Here is a 17299-nt window from a genome sequence, read left to right as displayed (position 1 = left end):
GGAGAATGAATATGTTTGAACCAGTAGATTATGATCTTGGTGAAATGGACGGAGCTCTCATTAAAGTTGTGGGCGTCGGTGGTGGTGGCGGTAACGCTGTTAACCACATGGTAGCCAATATGATTAAAAATGATATTGGTGGAACACTTTTAGATGAAGCAGTCATGAATTCAGATGAACATGGCAAAATTATTTTTTATGCTGTGAACACGGATGCACAAGCTTTACGTAAAAGCCAAGTTCAGCAAACCGTCCAAATTGGTGGTTCAACAACAAAAGGTTTAGGTGCAGGTGCCAATCCGAATGTTGGACGTAAAGCGGCAGAAGATGACCAAGAAGCTATTCGGGCGATGCTTGAAGGGGCAGATATGGTCTTTATCGCAGCGGGCATGGGCGGTGGTACAGGAACAGGTGCCGCGCCAATCGTTGCACAAATTGCTAAAGAACTGGGTATTTTAACTGTTGCTGTCGTCACAAAACCGTTCTCTTTTGAAGGCAAAAAACGGATGTTATTTGCTGAAATGGGGATTAAAGAACTTTCTAAACACGTCGATTCTCTGATTATTATTCCAAATGAGCAACTGGCTAAAGCGTTACCTAAAAATGCGACGTTGCTTCAAGCTTTCTCTGCGGCTAATGATGTGTTACGTAATTCTGTGACTGGGATTTCGGATATGATTACCTCTCCAGGGTTAATCAACGTGGACTTTGCTGACGTGCGTACGGTGATGTCAGAAATGGGACAAGCGATGATTGGCTTTGGTTCTTGTAAAGGTACGGCTGGCGAAGGTCGTGCTGAAGAAGCGACACGCATTGCAGTGAAAAGTGATTTATTAGAACGTGTTGATTTATCCGGCGCTAAAGGGGTATTAGTTAATATCACATCGGGTATGGATCTCGGGCTTGATGAATTTAATGTAGTTGGTAAGACTGTCGCTGAGTTTGCCTCAGAAGAAGCCACTGTTGTAATTGGTACCACGCTAGTGCCTGAAATGGTTGATGAAATTCGTGTGACCATTGTTGCAACAGGTATTGGCGATATTGAAGCGCCAGAGATGCCGATGCCACATCGTCAACAACAGCCTATTCAACACACGGTCGGTGAGTCAAGACCGTTACAACCTGCGAATTTGAGTGGTCATCCGACCCCAAGTTCTGGTTATGGTGCTCAGCAAGGGCATGTGCCACCACGACCAACAGATTTAACCAAAACCAGTATTTTGGATACGCCAATCACAGCGCGTACCTCAAATAACTTGCAAAAAGATGAAAATTTGTTTAATGTGCAAAATTTCATCCGCAATACAGATAAATAAATTGAAATTAACCTTGTTGTTATCACAATAAGTTAAGAGAAAGATATGATTAAGCAAAGAACATTAAAACAGAGCATTAAAGTCACCGGCGTAGGCTTACATAGTGGTAATAAAGTAACCTTGACGTTACGTCCCGCTATGGCAAATACGGGTGTCATCTACTGTCGTACGGATTTAAATCCGCCAGTGACGTTCCCGGCAAATGCCAATGCTGTACGTGATACAATGCTGTGTACTTGTTTAGTGAATGAAGAAGGCGTGCGTATTTCAACGGTTGAACATTTGAATGCCGCGTTAGCTGGATTAGGTATTGATAACGTGATTATTGAAGTGGATGCGCCGGAAATTCCAATTATGGATGGTAGCGCCAGTCCGTTTATTTACCTTTTACTTGATGCGGGTATTGAAGAGCAAAACGCAGCGAAAAAATTTATTCGCATCAAACAAAAAGTTCGTGTTGAGGATGGCGATAAATGGGCAGAGTTCACGCCATATAATGGATTCCGCTTAGACTTTACCATTGACTTTGAGCACCCTGCGATTGGTAAAGATGTGCGTAATTATGTGATGGATTTCTCCGCACAAGCCTTTGTTCAACAAATTAGCCGTGCAAGAACTTTTGGCTTTATGAAAGATATTGAATATCTTCAATCGCAAGGTTTAGCGCTAGGTGGCAGTTTAGATAATGCGATTGTGTTAGACGATTATCGTATTTTGAACGAAGACGGCTTACGTTTTAAAGATGAACTTGTGCGTCATAAAATGTTAGATGCCATTGGTGATTTATACATGGCGGGTTATAACATTATCGGTGACTTTAAAGCCTATAAATCCGGTCATGGGCTAAATAACAAATTATTGCGTGCGGTTTTAGCTAATCAAGAAGCGTGGGAGTTTGTGACATTTGATGACAAACAAGCCATTCCACATGGTTATGAAGCGCCAACACAAGTGCTGATTTAACGTTATTCATTTTGCATGAAAAAGCTATATTTCTCACGAAGTATAGCTTTTTTCTTTTTGATATTGTGGAGATTGATTTCCCAATATCCGTGTTATTTTATCTCATTGTGTGTTTAAGCGAGAACGCAATGAAAGAACAGAGGAGAACAATTATGCTTAACTTTACATTTCAATTACCTACCTTAGCACTTTTTGGTGAAGGACAAATTCAGGCGATTCGTGAGCATATTCCTCAAGATGCGCGGATTTTAGTCACGACAGGCGGTGGCAGTGTAAAGAAAAATGGCGTGTTTGCCCAAGTGGAAAATGCTTTGGCGGGGTTCTATTGGCGCGAGTTTTCGGGGATCGAACCTAACCCGCGTTATGAAACGTTAATGAAAGCCGTTGAGGTTGTGAAACAAGAAAACTTAGATTTTATTTTAGCCGTAGGCGGTGGTTCGGTGCTCGATGGCAGTAAATTTATTGCCAGTGCGGTGAAGTTCGTAGGCGAACCTTGGGATATTTTAGCCAAACACCACCCCGTACAATATGCGTTACCCCTTGGATGCATTATGACATTGCCTGCAACAGGATCGGAAATGAATGGTTATGCGGTGATAAGTCGTCAACAAACTGGGGATAAATTGTCCTTTGCTTCCCCTTTAGTCCGACCTGTCTTTGCGGTATTAGATCCGACAACGACCTATTCTCTACCCGAAAAACAAACTGCCAATGGGGTGGTCGATGCCTTTGTGCATACGTTTGAGCAGTATATGACCTATCCTCAGCAAGCAAAAATTCAAGATCGCTTCGCTGAAGGTGTTTTTCAGACCTTAATTGAGGAAGGACCGAAAGTGTTAGCTAATCCAACAGATTATGATGCAAGAGCGAATATCATGTGGGCAGCGACCATGGCATTGAATGAGATTTTAGGCGTGGGTGTGGTACAAGATTGGGCATCACACGCGATTGGACACGAACTTACTGCTCTTTATGGTTTGGATCATGCTCAAACGCTCGCGATTATTGTGCCAGCCTTGATACAGCATCAAAAAGCCAATAAACGAGAAAAACTGATTCAATTTGCGCAACGTGTTTGGAATTATCAAGGTGATGAAGAACAGGCTATACAGGTTTCGATTGAAAAAACACGCCAATTTTTTGAACAAATGGGGGTAAAAACACGTTTTTCTGATTATGCTATTGATGATAGCCAATTTTCTGTTATTTTAGACAAATTAGCCGAACATCAGGCGTATAACTTAGGTGAACATCAACATTTAGATCGCCAAGCCGTTAACGAAATTCTATATGCCGCACTTTAAGAGGCAGTAAAGTGCGGTCCGTTTTTGCTAAATTTTCAGCCTACAGGAAAGGATATGTCTTTGGATTTAAGTGAGATTCGTCAACAGATCACACAACTTGATCGAAATTTATTGAAATTATTGTCAGAGCGTCATCGCTTAGCCTTTGATGTGGCGCGCAGTAAAGAAATCACGCAGAAACCCCTTCGTGATCTTGAGCGTGAACAACAATTGTTGCAAGAACTCATTCAATTTGCTGAAAATCAAAACTACCAATTAGAAGCACAATATATTACCGATATTTTTCAGCGTATTATTGAAGATTCCGTTGCCACACAACAAGTTTATTTGCAAAAAAAACTGAATGCGCAACGTGAACAGAATATCCATATTGCGTTTTTAGGCAAACGTGGCTCTTATTCACATTTGGCGGCGAGAAGTTATGCAACGCGTTATCAAGAAACCTTTGTGGAACTGAGCTGTCGCTCATTTGATGAGATTTTTGAGAAAGTCAGCGCAGGCGAAGCAGATTACGGTGTGTTACCACTGGAAAATACCACGTCGGGTGCTATTAATGAAGTGTATGATTTATTGCAACATACCGATCTTTCTTTAGTAGGTGAGTTGGCGTATCCGATTCGGCATTGTGTCTTAGTGAATGGACAGGATGATTTGAATCAAATTGAAACATTATATAGTCATCCACAAGTTATCCAACAATGTAGCCAATTTATTAAAGGCTTAGAACGTGTTCACATTGAATATTGTGAAAGCAGCTCTCATGCGATGCAGTTAGTGGCAAGCTTAAATAAGCCGAATATTGCGGCGTTAGGAAATGCGGATGGCGGAGCGTTATACGGTTTAACGGTATTGAAATCAGATATAGCCAACCAACCTAACAATATTACTCGTTTCATTGTGGTAGCGAAGAAACCATTGCAAGTGTCACCACAGATTCACACGAAAACGCTATTGTTGATGACCACATCGCAACAAGCGGGGGCATTAGTTGATGCTTTATTCGTGTTTAAAAAGCATCAAATTAATATGACCAAACTGGAATCGCGTCCAATTTATGGTAAGCCATGGGAAGAAATGTTTTATCTTGAAATTGAGGCGAATATTCATAATCCGGAGACACAGCAAGCTTTAGACGAGCTGAAACAATATAGTCATTATTTAAAAGTATTGGGCTGTTATCCAAGTGAAATTATTAAGCCTGTTGAGCTCACACCTTAAATAAAACGTGGGATTTACCCACGTTTTTCTTGATACAGCTGTCTAACAGATTCTCGCCAAACTAATTGAGGTTCAAGTAATAATGTACGGTGTTTTGCTGTTGGATTTTTGATCCGCTGGAGTAAGGTTTCTACGGCTAATTTACCTAATTCCGCTTTAGGTTGATTGATCGTGGTTAGGGGGGGCGACATATATTCGGCTAAAGTAATATTATCGTAGCCGATGATAGAAATGTCTTGTGGAATATGGAGACCTTGATGCCAAACCGTTTGATACGCACCAAAGGCAATACTATCACTACAAGCAAAGACGGCAGTTGGACGTGGCTGTAACGCGAGCACTTTCTCCATACCGCGTTTGCCGCCTTCAAAATCAAAATGGCTTTCAATGATACAGTCTTCGCGTAAGGGAATATTGGCTTCTTTTAGGGCTTTTTTGTAACCATCTAGTCGATTCTGTGCAAGTGACTTTTTTAAATTACCGGTAATAATCGCAATGTGTTGGTGCCCTTTTTCAATCAGCTGCTTAGTGGCTAAGTAACCACCATACTCGGAGTTTTCGTAAATTTTGTCCGCTTTTTCTTCTGTAGGCCACCAGTCCATTACCACAAAGGGTAAATTGACATTCAAATCTTTACCAATTTGAATACGGGCATCGGAACACATCAGTAACAAACCATCTACTTGCTTTTGAATGAGGGTTTGTAAATTATGGCGCAGGCGCTCCGTATCGCCCTCTGTGTTCGAGAGAATTAAATTATAGTGATGCTGGTGACAATATTGTTCTACGCCACTGACGACTTCAGTAAAGAAAGGGTTATTAGTGGCGGTGACTAATAAGCCGATTGTTTTGGTTTCTTTGACTTTTAGACTGCGTGCGAGGGCGGAAGGTGTGTAATTCAGTTCCTTAACAACATGCATCACTTTATCGCGAATTTCATCGCTAACAAATCGAGAGTTATTAATGACATGGGAAACGGTTGACGTGGATACTTTCGCTATCCTTGCGATGTCTTTCATAGTTGCCATTGTGGTTTCTCTTATCGTGTAGCGAATGTTGCTAGGTCATTGAAAACGTGAAAAAAGTAGGGGTAAGTTTCCCCTACATGGTTTTAATGTGATTGTAAAAAGTTGAGGGTTTCTTGTCTAGTCGGAATTGAGGGTTGTGCGCCCGCTCTGGTGACGCTAATTGCTGCGGCAGCATGGGCAAAACGGATGGCATCAGCAAGCGGTTTATCTTCCAACAATGCAGTCATTAAAGCGCCATTAAACGTATCACCTGCGGCAGTTGTGTCTTTCGCATCGACACGAAAGCCTGCGACCATTTTGCCCGGCGTACCTTTCTGACTTGCATAAACCCCTTTTGAGCCTAAAGTGATGAGCACCGTTTCAATGCCTTTTTGATGAAAGAGAGCCGCCGCTTGCGAAGCAGAATGTTCGTCAACAACCTTCACCCCAGTCAAGATTTCAGTTTCTGTTTCATTAGGGGTAATCATGTCCAATTGCATGAGTAACTCATCGGGAAGTGGCTGGGCCGGTGCCGGATTTAATACCACTTTAGTATTGGCTGATTTAGCCAATTTTGCCGCGAAAATGACCGCACTTAAAGGGGTTTCAAGTTGCATTAATAAAGTATCCGCTTGCGTAATTTTATTCGCGAATTGTTCAACGACAGTTTCCGTTAAATAAGCATTTGCTCCGGCGGCAATGACAATACTGTTTTCCCCGTGTGCGTTGACTTGAATCATGGCGATTCCTGTCATTTGATCGGCAATTTCTACAACGGCTTGTGTATTAATGCCATCTTGTTGGAAAGCCTTTTTCATTGCTTGTCCAATCGCATCATCACCAATACAAGCAATAAAATCAATATTGGCACCTAAGCGAGCAGCCGCAACAGCTTGGTTTGCACCTTTTCCTCCATACGCAATATGGTAATGATTGCCTGTGAGGGTTTCACCGGGTTTAGCAAAGTGTGGGACAGAAATGACATGATCGGCATTTACACTGCCAAGTACCGTTAATTTTTTCATATGTTCTTCGCTATTTTGTGTTTCATGTTGAGGTGATATAGGGCAAGCCCTAAGCTTGCCCCCATCGAAGCTTGATGATGATCTTATTTATGGATCACTTTTAAATCAACAGGAATTTTGGCTTCCACTTTTTCACCTTTCAAGACTTTATCTGCGGTTACCACGCCTAATGCACCAATTAAATCAGGTTGTTGAGCAATGGTCGCGGCCATTTTACCTGTTTGTACTGCTTTTACACCATCATCGGTACCGTCAAAGCCAACGACTAACACCTTTTTATTGGCTGCGTTGATAGCACGTAATGCCCCTAATGCCATCTCGTCATTTTGAGCAAAGACGGCTTTAACATCCCCTTTGCTGGCTAACAAGTTTTCCATTACGTTAAGCCCTTTGGTACGGTCAAAGTCGGCGGGTTGGCTTGCAAGCACATCAAATTTATGCGCGTCAATCGCTTGTTTAAAGCCTTCTCCGCGTTCACGTGCTGCTGAGGTTCCCGCGATGCCTTCAAGTTGAATGACTTTTGCCCCTGCGCCAAGTTTTTCAGCGATAAAATCGCCCGCCATTTTTCCTCCAGCGACGTTATCAGACGCAATATGGCTGACGACGTCTCCCGCAACTGCACCACGGTCTAAAGTGATGACCGGAATTTTATTGCGATTTGCCATTTTTACGGCATTGACCACGGCTTCAGAATCAGTTGGGTTGATTAAAAGGACTTTCACTCCACGAACCGTTAAATCTTCTACGTTCGCTAATTCTTTTGCTGGATCGTTTTGTGAATCTAAAACAACCAATTTATAGCCCAGTTCATCGGCTTTTTTCTGTGCACCGTCTTTGAGTGTCACAAAGAAAGGGTTATCGAGCGTTGAAACAGCCAAAGCAATGGTTTCTTTAGCCAGTGCAGTACCACTGACTGCCAAACTTAACATCAATGCTGAGGCTAACGTTGTGAGTTTTTGAAGTTTTTTCATTTGCATTCTCCTTACAGAGTGAGTGGGTTAAACTTTTTTGGTGCCTAAATAGTTATCCGCTAAAACCGCGACTAAGATAACTAATGCTTTTGCAATCATTTGATAGTAAGAGGAAATATCCAGTAAATTCAGCGCGTTATTTAAGAAACCAATAATCAATGCGCCAATTAAAGTGCCCATGACGCGTCCTTTTCCGCCCATTAAGCTCGTTCCGCCGACCACAACCGCGGCAATCGCATCAAGCTCATATGACACACCGGCAGTCGGTTGAGCAGAGGATAAACGTGAAGTGACAATCAGACCGGCAAGGGCAGATAAGAAGCCACTGACGGCAAAAACAAAGATTTTAATTTTATTGACGTTAATGCCAGATAATTGGGTAGCGGCTTCATTCCCCCCAAGTGCATAAATATAACGCCCAATACGTGTATGTTTTAATACATACCAAGAGGCAGCAAAGACAAATGCCATAATCCAAATTGGGACAGGGATACCGAATACATAACCCGTGCCTAACAGCGAAAACGTATCCGCACCTTCCGAAAAGCCTGTACTAATTGGGCGTCCATCGGTATAAACCATGGTCACACCACGTAATAAGGTCATGGTTACGAGAGTAGCAATGAAGGCTTGTACTTTCCCTTTCGCGACAATAACACCGCTGATCCCGCCCAGTAATGTACCAATCAAGAGTGTGACTGGAATGACGAGCAGTATTGGTAACTCGGTACTGACCATCGAGGCGGCAATAGCCCCCGTTAATGCAAGTACCGAACCGACCGAAAGATCGATCCCGGCAATCAAGATCACAAATGTCATCCCGACGGCAATAATTGCGTTGACTGAAGTTTGGCGTAAAATATTGAGAATATTATCCACACTGAAAAAGTCAGGATTGATCATGGATACGATCGCAATCAGCACCAGTAAGGCAATGATGGAACGTTGTTCAATTAAGAATTTACCGAATTGGAATGGTTTTGCTTGAGTTGTCATAATAAATCCTTCAGGTTTAGAGCGCACTTTTGCCAATGGCTGCGGCTAATAATTTTTCTTGCGTGGCTTCACCACGTTGGAATTCTGCACTAATTCGCCCTTCATGCATGACCAAAATACGATCACTCATGCCAAGCACTTCTGGCATTTCAGAGGACACTAAAATGATACTTAAGCCCTCTTTTTTGAATTCATTAATGAGTTGATAAATTTCTTTTTTCGCCCCCACATCCACGCCACGTGTTGGCTCATCTAAAATCAACACGTTGGGACGTGTCATTAAGCCTTTAGCAATCGCCACTTTTTGCTGATTGCCGCCAGATAAGAGCCCAATTTGCTGTTCTTGGCTTGGTGTTTTGATATTAAACATGGTGATGAAGTCACCCACTGCCAATTGTTCTGCTTTGTGATCAATTTGAATAGATTTAGAAAAATAGGCTAAAGCGGTGAGTGACATATTTTCTTTCACTGACATGCCTAAAATTAAGCCATCACCTTTGCGATCTTCGGAAATGTACACAATGCCATGATTTAAGCCATCTTGTGGGCAAGTATTGTGAATTTCTTGCTGAGCTAACCGCACTTTGCCACTTGAACGGGGTAGCGCGCCATATAACACTTTCATAAGCTCTGTTCGTCCCGCTCCCATCAGACCAGAAACCCCTAGAATTTCTCCTCGATGTAATGTGAAACTGACATCATGTACACCACTGCCACTGAGATTTTCGACTTCAAGCAATAATTCGCCACGAGGTTTATCTAAATGTGGATATTGTTCATCTAAACGGCGTCCAACCATCATTTCAATCAGCTGATCTTCATCTAATACATTGACAGCTTTTTCACCAATAAACTCACCATCACGTAATACCGTCACATCATCGCAAATTTCAAAAATCTCTTTGATACGATGCGAGATATAGACAATGCCACGTTTTTCAGCTTTGAGTTCCCGAATCACCTTAAATAAAGCGGCTGTTTCCGTATCGGTTAGTGCATCGGTGGGTTCATCCATAATAATGACTTTAGATTCAAAGCTGAGTGCTTTGGCAATTTCAACCATTTGTTGTTCACCAATTGATAATTCGGAACACAATTGATGGCTACTATGGCTAACACCTAAACGTTTAAGTAATTTGTCCGCTTCTTGGTGCATTTTTTTCCAATCAATACTTCCCCAAGGCGTCACAAATTCACGACCTAAGAAAATATTTTCTGCGATTGTTAGGTTGCCAACTAAATTCAATTCTTGGTGAATGATGCTGATGCCGGCTTCTTGCGACTCTTTTGGTCCTTTGAAGGTGACTTGTTTACCTAAATATTCAATTGTGCCTGCGTCTTTGCTGTAAATGCCAGTGAGTACTTTCATTAAGGTCGATTTACCCGCACCATTTTCCCCCATTAATGCCATGGCACGTCCTGCATAAACGGATAAGCAAGCATTACTGAGCGCTTTGACACCGGGAAAAGACTTATCAATTCCTTGGATGTGGAGTAAGGTTTCGTGTTGCATATTCGCCGCCTTTAAAATGGAACGCCAGAATACAAAATAATATTGGCATAAGGACTACATTCGCCACTACGTACAATTGCTTTGCTTGCATGCGTGTACGTTTTGAACATGTCATGACTGACATATTGCACCTCAATTTGGTTGCCTTGTTGTTGCTCAAGTTGAGCCAAACTGTTTAAAAGTGCGATCAGTATTTTCGGATTTTTTTCTTTGATTTCTTCGGCAATGATGGCTCTTTCTACAAACATTTCTGTGACTACAGCATGAAAAGTTTGAAGAAAACTTGGCACCCCTGCACTTAAAGCCAAATCAACACGTTCTACCTGCTTAGGGATCGGCAGTCCCGCATCACAAATCGTGAGGCTATCGGTATGACCTAATGTCGCGATTACTTGGGATAACGGGGCGTTTAATAGGGCAGTTTTTTTCATGACGTACCTCAATAGATTTTTCTTTCTCATCGAAACGTTTCGATGGCTTAGTGATTAGTCTAAGAGGAAATTGAAAAAGTGCAAAAAGCTTTTGTCTGATCTGTGAACTGGATCAAATAATTTCGTTTCTGATAGCGAGAATAGTTGGTTAAAATGAGAACTATAAGAGAACAACAAAGCAGGGAAAGACGTGATGAAGAGAATATGGGTAAGTTTAATGATTGCTATAACAGCCTGTTCAGCGCACGCTAAGCGAGTAACTTGTAAGCATTTCGCTACGCAAGCTGAAGCACAAGCGTACATGGAAAAATATAAGGCTTATCATTTAGATGGTGATCATGATGGAGAAGCCTGTGAGTGTTTACCCGGTGGCAGTAGTCATGGTTTGGCACGCTGTCGGCGATAAGTCAACGTACTGTTTATCACGTAAAAAAACAGTACGTCGTGAGATTAGGCTTTTTTCAGAAACGCTGATTTTAATGAAAAACTTTGCCCATCAATTTTGCAATCAACATCATGATCGGCATCGACTAAACGAATGTTTTTGGCTTTGGTGCCTTTCTTTAACACGATAGACGAGCCTTTTACTTTGAGATCTTTAATTAAGATAACCGAATCACCATCTTGTAGAAGATTACCGTTGCTGTCTTTCACCACTTTCTCATCACTTTCTACAGGTTCTTGACCTGACCATTCATAGCTGCAATCAGGGCAAACAAAATGGATTGAATCATGATAAACGTATTCACTTTGACATTTTGGACAAGTTGGCATTTGTTCCATAAATTTTCCTCTCAATAAAAATGACGCGAAATTATAGCAAAAAAGCGCAATTTTGCCAAAATTATGTGAATAACAGCTCTGATTTGTTTATTTTTTGTTTTTCGGTAGAATGCATCCTCTTTGAGTTAACAAGGTAAAGAAAATGAAAAAAATGACATTTGTTTTAGGGTTAGCCACATTTTGCGCATTTTCAGCGCATGCCCATAATATCCAGTTAAATCAACCTTTAGCATCTGTTAATGTTGCTGAAGATGGAGAATTGAGTGTAAAAGGTGAGGCAGTGCAGTATCATGCTTGGCATTCGGCACAATTAGTGGGAAAAGTACGTGTCGTGAACCACATTGCAGGACGACGTGATGTGAAAGAACGTAATCAAGCATTAATTGAGGCGATTAAAGGGGCACAATTTGATCGTGCCAAATATCAGACAACCACGATTATTAATGCTGATGACGCAACCTTCGGCACGGGCAGTTTTGTAAAAAGTGGTGCAGAAAAAGGCAAAAAAGCCAATGCGCATAGCCAAGTGGTGTTAGATCAACGCGGTGCGGTAAAAGCAGCTTGGCAATTAAAGGAAAAAGAAAGCTTGGTTGTCGTGTTAGATAAAGCGGGCAAAGTCAAATTTGTCCATGAAGGAGCGCTATCGACTGCGCAAGTGCAAGAAGTGATTGGATTAATTGGTGAATTAGTGAAATAGAACAGGAAAACTTTTTAAAAAAGCATTGCACGTTAAAATCATCGATTTATAAAAGATTATATGATCTAATTCAAGTATCTGTGCTGTAATGGGTTGTCAAGCCAGTATGAATGTTGTACAAGGATAAGTGGCGTTATCCTGCAAAAGCAGTGTGTTGAGCACTGCTTTTTTGTTATCAACTAAGGAGTCTTTATGTCGATCAATTTAGCTCGCGTGCAATCTATTATTGACACGCTCGCCTCAATGTCTTCTGTCGAAGGCGAATTAACCCGTTTGGCATTTAGCCGAGAAGATGAAAAAGCGCATAAATATATCGTCGATTTATGTCAAACTTATGATCTTGCGATTCGCCGTGACGAAATCGGCAATCTTTTTATTCGTAAAGCAGGTATTGAAGATCATCTGCCAGTCGTCGCCTTTGGCTCGCATATTGATACCGTGGTCAATGCGGGGAAATTGGATGGTCCATTGGGATCGGTAGCAGGGTTGGAAATTTTATTTCAACTTTGTGAGCAAGGCATTAAAACCCGTTATCCCTTAGAACTGATTATTTTTACCTGTGAAGAATCAAGTCGTTTTAACTACGCTACCTTAGGCAGTAAAGTGATGTGTGGTGTGGTGGAGCAGGCGGGCTTAAGCCACTTGCGTGATAAACAAGGCACGGCGTTTGCGCAAGCGTTAGCCGATATTGGGTTGGATTTCTCGACAATTCACCATGCAAAACGTACCAGTGAAGAATTTAAATGTTTTGTAGAATTGCACATTGAGCAAGGTCCTCGTTTAGAAAATGAAAACAAAACCATTGGTGTGGTGACCGGTATTGCCGCACCAATTCGTTGCGTGGTGAAAATTCAAGGTCAAGCGGATCATTCTGGTGCCACGGCGATGCATTATCGTCATGATGCGTTATTGGGTGGTGCAGAACTGGCGCTCGCTGTTGAGCAAGCTGCGATTGATGCGGGGCATGCTACGGTAGCAACCGTGGGGAATTTGACGGCAAAACCCGGTGTAATGAATGTGGTACCGGGCTATTGCGAACTGTTAGTTGATATTCGTGGTATTCATGTGGAAGCCAGAGAGTCAGTCTTTACGGCGTTACAACAGCAGATTGAACAAGTCGCACAAAAACGAGGCTTGCAGATTGAATTACAGCTGATTTCGAAAGATAACCCTGTATTATTGCCGCAAGAGATGGTTGAGCAAATTAGGCAAAGCGCTGAAACTCTCGGTTATAGTTACGAAGTGATGCCAAGTGGGGCGGGGCACGATGCGATGCATATGGCAACACTTTGCCCAACGGGAATGATTTTTGTACCTTCACATCTGGGTATTAGTCATAATCCGTTGGAGTTTACCGAATGGCAAGATATTGACGCAGGGATTAAAGTCTTGCAAAAGGTCGTATTAACACAGGCAGAGGTGGTGGGTTAAGTCAATACGCATACCGCACAATAACGTGCGGTATGTATTACAACTTTTGGCAAGGCGACAGACTACGACCTTAGATTTGAGCGAAGTGGTTAAAAGTGCGGTACATTTTTAACTACTTTTTCGTGTCCTTTTTCCTTATCTCTTTGATTTATTTTCTATGATACACTTCATCAAAAGGCACACGAAAGCGATCACCCCAAATGCCTCGTCCAGCTTTACGTACCCCACATGACACAATCATATTGATTTCAGCACCCTGTGGGAGCGAAAGAAGCTTTTTCACTTTACCACCATCTAATCCCTCAATTGGGCATGTATCATAGCCTTGTTCCGCCATTAACAGCATAAAGGTTTGTGCCGCCAACCCACAACTTTTATGCACCACCACACGCACATCCGCTTCCGATACTTCAGTGCTGACAGGACGAAATAAACGGATAGCATAAGCTAATCCCTTGCGAAACAAACCTAATAAACCAAAACAGCGTGCATAAATAAAGGGCATCAGTTTTGCATAATAGAGCGTTTTGCCCTTTAGGCGATTTTCCCAACGGTCAGGTGGACTATGGCGCTTAATGTTTTCGCTCTCAAAGGCTAAAACTGCTTGAGCGCGTTGTTTATACAAATCTTGGCGAGTCACAAACACCACCATTTGTTGTGCTGTGGTTGCTGTTTGTTGTCCTAAACAGGCAGTGGCTAATTGTGCAAGAAGGGCTTTATCAGTGATGTGGTAGAACTCATACAGTTGCATATTAGAACTGCTTGGTGCCAAAGTTGCCAACTGCAAGCATTGTGTCACTTTTTCACTATCAAGCGGTTTGTCGGGATCAAAATAACGTACGGCGCGGCGGTGATGAAGTAGCTCAGATAATGTCATAGGGCGATTCCTAACAAAAAACAAACGTTCTGTCCGATTGTCGCAAAGTTTTGCTCTGACCACAAGGGCGAGGCAGAGGTAGGACTGGGAGAGAAAAAGTGCGGTCAGTTTTTCAAAAAATTGTTAAAAACTGACCGCACTTTTCTGTTTGATTGAAGATTAACGAGTTAATTCCAATTGACATTAACAGCACTATTGTAAATAGCTAACATAAACGCGATAGCAATAAAGAGCAATAGTGCTTTCTCTTTTTGATTAAAATGAAGTTTGCCTTGGTGCTGATAGCGAGAATATAAGTAGATTCCAATCCCCGGGACATACAGCAAGATCGATAACAATAAATGATCTAGTCCGGCGGCATATAAAATCCAGACTCCGTAAATCGAGGCAAGTAACCCAGTAAGCTTGATATACCAAGCACTGTTTTGTTGAATAGACAATTTCAATAAGTAGGCACCAATCAGGAAATACGGCACTAAGATCATAGAGGTGGAAATTAACAACAGTGCGTTATAGCTTTTACCTGTCATTAATACCAACACGAGACAGAATTGCACCACGAGGTTAGTGAACCACAGAGAGTTAATTGGCGTGTCGTTTTCGTTGATCTTATTTAAGATTTTCGGGAACGCCCCGTTTTGCGCGCCACGATAAGGGACTTCGGCAGAATACATAGTCCAACTAATGTAAGACGCTAACACAGAGACAATTAAACAGGCGGTGATAATGATTTTACCGCTACTGCCAATCATATGTTCTAGCAGACCAGCCATCGACGGATTGGGCATATTGGCGATCATTTCACGTGGTAAGATCCCCAGAGATAATACGGTAATCGCCACATATAAAATTAAGGCAATCACAATCCCCAACACCGTGGCTAACCCCACATCACTGCGTTTTTTGGCGTGAGCGGATAACACTGCTGCCCCTTCAACCCCAACGAATACCCAGAGCGTGATCAACATGGTGTTTTTCACTTGATCAGTAATGGAATGATTTAAATTTGTGGCTTGAATATCATGGTTAAAGGTTTCTGGTGAGAAAAACCAAGCGGCTAATACAATAAACAACACTAACGGAAAAGCTTTGACAAAAGTCGCTAAGAGATTTAGAAATGCTGCTTCTTTGACTCCTCGTGTAATCAGCCAATGCACTAACCAAACCACTAAAGAAGAGCCTAGAAAGGCGAAAATCGTATTGCCTTGAGCGAAAATGATACGATTAGGATTATCGGTAAATAAACCGATTCCCTCAAAGGCGACCACTAAATAGCCAACGCTACCAATGGTAGCACACAACCAATAACCCCAAGCAGAGAGAAAACCGACTAAATCGCCAAAACCTTCTCGAGCATAAGTGTAGATGCCGCCGTCTAACTCAGGACGTAAACGGGAAATAAAGAAAAAGGAAAGACCTAAAAAGATGATCCCAATACCAGTAATGATCCAACCAATAACGAGTGCTTGTGCACCTGCCACTTCCGCCATGTTTTGTGGCAAACTAAAAATCCCCGAGCCAATCATCGAGCTTAACACTAAGGCGGTGAGGGATAATAAACCGATTTTTTTATTCGACATACTGTCTTCTCTTATTTTTATTATGAAACTAAACAAAAAAACACCGCACTTATTGCGATAAAGTGCGGTGCTTTTTTATAAAATTTTAGACGTTAAAGCGGAAATGCATTACATCGCCATCTTGTACGATGTAATCTTTGCCCTCTAAGCGCCATTTACCGGCTTCTTTTGCACCCGCTTCGCCTTTGTATTGGATAAAGTCATCATAGGCGATCACTTCAGCGCGAATAAAGCCTTTTTCAAAATCAGTGTGAATCACAGCCGCTGATTTGGGCGCAGTTGCACCAATTGGAATTGTCCACGCACGCACTTCTTTGACACCCGCTGTAAAGTAAGTTTGTAGGTTAAGTAATTTATAACCCGCACGAATCACGCGGTTTAAGCCCGGCTCTTCAATACCTAAATCTTGTAAAAACTCGATTTTTTCGTCATCGTCTAATTCGGCAATTTCCGATTCAATCGCTGCACACACTGGCACCACTACCGCACCTTCTTTTTCCGCAATTTCACGGACACGATCAAGATATGGATTATTTTCAAAGCCGTCTTCATTGACGTTGGCGATGTACATTGTCGGTTTTAAGGTTAAGAAGTTATAACCTTTGATCGCTTGTAGTTCGTCTTTGTCTAAATCGATGGAACGAATCATGCCGGCGTTTTCCAGCACAGGCAGGATTTTTTCCATAATAGACAATTCAAATTTGGCGTCTTTATCGCCGCCTTTGGCCCGTTTTTGTAAACGTTGAATGGCACGTTCGCAACTGTCTAAATCTGCTAATGCCAATTCGGTATTGATCGTGTCGATATCTTCTGCAGGATTAATTTGTCCTGCGACATGAACGATGTCATCATTTTCAAAACAACGAACCACATGCCCAATCGCGTCAGTTTCACGGATGTTGGCTAAGAATTTATTGCCTAAGCCTTCGCCTTTGCTGGCGCCTGCGACTAATCCGGCAATATCCACAAATTCCATCGTAGTCGGTAACACTCGCTCAGGTTTGACGATTTCCGCTAAGGCGTCCAAACGTGGATCGGGCATTGGTACAACCCCCGTGTTAGGTTCAATGGTACAAAACGGGTAGTTGGCGGCTTCAATCCCCGCTTTGGTTAATGCATTAAATAGGGTTGATTTACCGACGTTAGGTAAACCCACGATGCCACATTTAAATCCCATAGTTTTTCCT

General features: G+C 42.1%; 17 protein-coding genes. 7 read left to right on the top strand and 10 right to left on the bottom strand.

The annotated features are described in order from the left end of the window. Positions 1 to 11: 11 nt before the first annotated feature. The 4 genes from ftsZ (at position 12) to pheA (ending at position 4801) form a co-directional block, all read left to right on the top strand. Positions 12 to 1316: a cell division protein FtsZ gene (gene ftsZ, locus CKV69_RS05540; RefSeq protein WP_005723050.1), complete on the top strand. Its 1305-nt coding sequence runs from the start codon at positions 12 to 14 to the stop codon at positions 1314 to 1316. A 45-nt stretch (positions 1317 to 1361) separates the two neighbouring features. Then, positions 1362 to 2279, top strand: a complete 918-nt coding sequence (gene lpxC / locus CKV69_RS05535) for a UDP-3-O-acyl-N-acetylglucosamine deacetylase (RefSeq protein WP_014326255.1) — start codon at positions 1362 to 1364, stop codon at positions 2277 to 2279. A 152-nt stretch (positions 2280 to 2431) separates the two neighbouring features. Next, complete coding sequence (locus CKV69_RS05530; RefSeq protein WP_014326254.1) at positions 2432 to 3583, top strand: iron-containing alcohol dehydrogenase; 1152 nt, start codon at positions 2432 to 2434, stop codon at positions 3581 to 3583. A 54-nt stretch (positions 3584 to 3637) separates the two neighbouring features. Continuing rightward, complete coding sequence (gene pheA, locus CKV69_RS05525; RefSeq protein ID WP_010906505.1) at positions 3638 to 4801, top strand: prephenate dehydratase; 1164 nt, start codon at positions 3638 to 3640, stop codon at positions 4799 to 4801. A 14-nt stretch (positions 4802 to 4815) separates the two neighbouring features. On the opposite strand, the gene CKV69_RS05520 is transcribed toward pheA, so the two are convergent. The 6 genes from CKV69_RS05520 to rbsD all read right to left on the bottom strand — a co-directional run bounded on the left by CKV69_RS05520 (position 4816) and on the right by rbsD (position 10744). Next, entirely contained in the window at positions 4816 to 5829 is a 1014-nt protein-coding gene (locus CKV69_RS05520; protein ID WP_005720235.1) for a substrate-binding domain-containing protein, read from the bottom strand. A gap of 83 nt (positions 5830 to 5912) precedes the next feature. Beyond that, positions 5913 to 6833 (bottom strand): ribokinase, encoded by a 921-nt coding sequence (rbsK, locus tag CKV69_RS05515; RefSeq protein ID WP_014326253.1) that lies wholly within the window; start codon positions 6831 to 6833, stop codon positions 5913 to 5915. 83 nt (positions 6834 to 6916) lie between these two features. Beyond that, positions 6917 to 7804, bottom strand: coding sequence for a ribose ABC transporter substrate-binding protein RbsB (gene rbsB, locus CKV69_RS05510; protein WP_005723060.1), 888 nt, complete (start codon positions 7802 to 7804; stop codon positions 6917 to 6919). A gap of 27 nt (positions 7805 to 7831) precedes the next feature. Continuing rightward, the gene (gene rbsC, locus CKV69_RS05505) at positions 7832 to 8800 is read right to left on the bottom strand and encodes a ribose ABC transporter permease (protein ID WP_010906507.1); all 969 of its coding nucleotides are present in this window, start codon (positions 8798 to 8800) and stop codon (positions 7832 to 7834) included. Positions 8801 to 8816: 16 nt separating this feature from the next. After that, positions 8817 to 10313, bottom strand: coding sequence for a ribose ABC transporter ATP-binding protein RbsA (gene rbsA, locus CKV69_RS05500; RefSeq protein ID WP_005751127.1), 1497 nt, complete (start codon positions 10311 to 10313; stop codon positions 8817 to 8819). Between the two features lie 11 nt (positions 10314 to 10324). After that, positions 10325 to 10744, bottom strand: coding sequence for a D-ribose pyranase (gene rbsD / locus CKV69_RS05495; protein WP_014326252.1), 420 nt, complete (start codon positions 10742 to 10744; stop codon positions 10325 to 10327). 193 nt (positions 10745 to 10937) lie between these two features. Here rbsD and CKV69_RS05490 point away from each other — a divergent pair, with 193 nt between their 5' ends. Next, the gene (locus CKV69_RS05490) at positions 10938 to 11150 is read left to right on the top strand and encodes an excalibur calcium-binding domain-containing protein (protein WP_005720247.1); all 213 of its coding nucleotides are present in this window, start codon (positions 10938 to 10940) and stop codon (positions 11148 to 11150) included. Positions 11151 to 11194: 44 nt separating this feature from the next. On the opposite strand, the gene CKV69_RS05485 is transcribed toward CKV69_RS05490, so the two are convergent. Further along, complete coding sequence (locus tag CKV69_RS05485; protein WP_005720249.1) at positions 11195 to 11527, bottom strand: zinc ribbon domain-containing protein YjdM; 333 nt, start codon at positions 11525 to 11527, stop codon at positions 11195 to 11197. A 142-nt stretch (positions 11528 to 11669) separates the two neighbouring features. Here CKV69_RS05485 and CKV69_RS05480 point away from each other — a divergent pair, with 142 nt between their 5' ends. Further along, on the top strand, positions 11670 to 12224 hold the full coding sequence (locus CKV69_RS05480) for a YtfJ family protein (protein WP_005755968.1): 555 nt from the start codon (positions 11670 to 11672) through the stop codon (positions 12222 to 12224). A 192-nt stretch (positions 12225 to 12416) separates the two neighbouring features. Further along, the gene (locus CKV69_RS05475; protein ID WP_014326250.1) at positions 12417 to 13655 is read left to right on the top strand and encodes a Zn-dependent hydrolase; all 1239 of its coding nucleotides are present in this window, start codon (positions 12417 to 12419) and stop codon (positions 13653 to 13655) included. Between the two features lie 148 nt (positions 13656 to 13803). Here the strand turns inward: CKV69_RS05475 and CKV69_RS05470 are convergent, their stop codons facing one another. From CKV69_RS05470 to ychF, 3 genes are all read right to left on the bottom strand, one after another. Further along, on the bottom strand, positions 13804 to 14532 hold the full coding sequence (locus tag CKV69_RS05470) for a nitroreductase family protein (protein WP_005723391.1): 729 nt from the start codon (positions 14530 to 14532) through the stop codon (positions 13804 to 13806). A 167-nt stretch (positions 14533 to 14699) separates the two neighbouring features. Next, complete coding sequence (locus tag CKV69_RS05465; RefSeq protein ID WP_014326249.1) at positions 14700 to 16112, bottom strand: basic amino acid/polyamine antiporter; 1413 nt, start codon at positions 16110 to 16112, stop codon at positions 14700 to 14702. An 85-nt stretch (positions 16113 to 16197) separates the two neighbouring features. Next, positions 16198 to 17289 carry a redox-regulated ATPase YchF gene (gene ychF / locus CKV69_RS05460; RefSeq protein WP_005720428.1) on the bottom strand — a complete coding sequence of 364 codons (1092 nt, stop codon included), beginning with the start codon at positions 17287 to 17289 and terminating at the stop codon, positions 16198 to 16200. Positions 17290 to 17299: the final 10 nt, after the last annotated feature.

Source organism: Pasteurella multocida (assembly GCF_900187275.1).
Taxonomy (GTDB): domain Bacteria; phylum Pseudomonadota; class Gammaproteobacteria; order Enterobacterales; family Pasteurellaceae; genus Pasteurella; species Pasteurella multocida.
The sequence above is the reverse complement of the archived record's forward strand: the minus strand, read 5'-3'. Positions and strand labels throughout refer to the sequence as shown.

Coding starts and splice junctions, on each gene's coding strand:
- ftsZ (WP_005723050.1), top strand. CDS start 12: ATGTTTGAACCAGTAGATTATGATCTTGGTGAAATGGACGGAGCTCTC.
- lpxC (WP_014326255.1), top strand. CDS start 1,362: ATGATTAAGCAAAGAACATTAAAACAGAGCATTAAAGTCACCGGCGTA.
- CKV69_RS05530 (WP_014326254.1), top strand. CDS start 2,432: ATGCTTAACTTTACATTTCAATTACCTACCTTAGCACTTTTTGGTGAA.
- pheA (WP_010906505.1), top strand. CDS start 3,638: ATGTCTTTGGATTTAAGTGAGATTCGTCAACAGATCACACAACTTGAT.
- CKV69_RS05520 (WP_005720235.1), bottom strand. CDS start 5,829: ATGGCAACTATGAAAGACATCGCAAGGATAGCGAAAGTATCCACGTCA.
- rbsK (WP_014326253.1), bottom strand. CDS start 6,833: ATGAAAAAATTAACGGTACTTGGCAGTGTAAATGCCGATCATGTCATT.
- rbsB (WP_005723060.1), bottom strand. CDS start 7,804: ATGAAAAAACTTCAAAAACTCACAACGTTAGCCTCAGCATTGATGTTA.
- rbsC (WP_010906507.1), bottom strand. CDS start 8,800: ATGACAACTCAAGCAAAACCATTCCAATTCGGTAAATTCTTAATTGAA.
- rbsA (WP_005751127.1), bottom strand. CDS start 10,313: ATGCAACACGAAACCTTACTCCACATCCAAGGAATTGATAAGTCTTTT.
- rbsD (WP_014326252.1), bottom strand. CDS start 10,744: ATGAAAAAAACTGCCCTATTAAACGCCCCGTTATCCCAAGTAATCGCG.
- CKV69_RS05490 (WP_005720247.1), top strand. CDS start 10,938: ATGAAGAGAATATGGGTAAGTTTAATGATTGCTATAACAGCCTGTTCA.
- CKV69_RS05485 (WP_005720249.1), bottom strand. CDS start 11,527: ATGGAACAAATGCCAACTTGTCCAAAATGTCAAAGTGAATACGTTTAT.
- CKV69_RS05480 (WP_005755968.1), top strand. CDS start 11,670: ATGAAAAAAATGACATTTGTTTTAGGGTTAGCCACATTTTGCGCATTT.
- CKV69_RS05475 (WP_014326250.1), top strand. CDS start 12,417: ATGTCGATCAATTTAGCTCGCGTGCAATCTATTATTGACACGCTCGCC.
- CKV69_RS05470 (WP_005723391.1), bottom strand. CDS start 14,532: ATGACATTATCTGAGCTACTTCATCACCGCCGCGCCGTACGTTATTTT.
- CKV69_RS05465 (WP_014326249.1), bottom strand. CDS start 16,112: ATGTCGAATAAAAAAATCGGTTTATTATCCCTCACCGCCTTAGTGTTA.
- ychF (WP_005720428.1), bottom strand. CDS start 17,289: ATGGGATTTAAATGTGGCATCGTGGGTTTACCTAACGTCGGTAAATCA.